The 538-nt window shown below is 74.7% G+C and carries 1 pseudogene; it reads left to right on the forward strand.

Annotated elements, in window-relative coordinates:
• Window positions 1-538 (forward strand): annotated as a pseudogene (locus Mco01_RS38815) (FxsB family cyclophane-forming radical SAM/SPASM peptide maturase); the annotation flags it as partial.

A 538-nucleotide genomic window follows, 5' to 3' on the forward strand; every position in this document is an offset into this window, starting at 1 on the left:
TCGAACGGCTGCGCCGGCGGCCGGAGGTCTACGCCGGGCTGCTGTGCACCATCGACGTGCGCAGCGACCCCGCCGCCGTCTACCGCACGCTGGCCGAGCTGGACCCGCCGCGGGTCGACTTCCTGCTCCCGCACGCCACCTGGGACGCCCCGCCGCCCCGGCCCACGCCCACGGCGTACGCCGACTGGCTGATCGAGGTATTCGAGCTGTGGCTGGCGGAGGGCTGCCGGCCGCCCGTCCGGATGTTCCAGTCGATCATCGACGGGCCGAGCGCGACCGAGTCGCTGGGACTGCAGCCGTCGGACCTCGTCGTCATCGAGACCGACGGCGCCTACGAGCAGGCGGACTCCCTCAAGACCGCCTACGACGGGGCGCCGGCCACCGGCTTCCACGTCCTGCGGCACGACCTCGACACGGTGGCCCGGCACACCGGGATCGTGGCCCGGCGGCAGGGGCTCGCCGGACTGTGCGCGACGTGCCGCGCCTGCCCGGTGGTGGACACCTGCGGCGGCGGCCTCTACGCGCACCGCTACCGCGA

The sequence above is a fragment of the Microbispora corallina genome, from assembly GCF_016863035.1.
Classification (GTDB): Bacteria; Actinomycetota; Actinomycetes; order Streptosporangiales; family Streptosporangiaceae; genus Microbispora; species Microbispora corallina.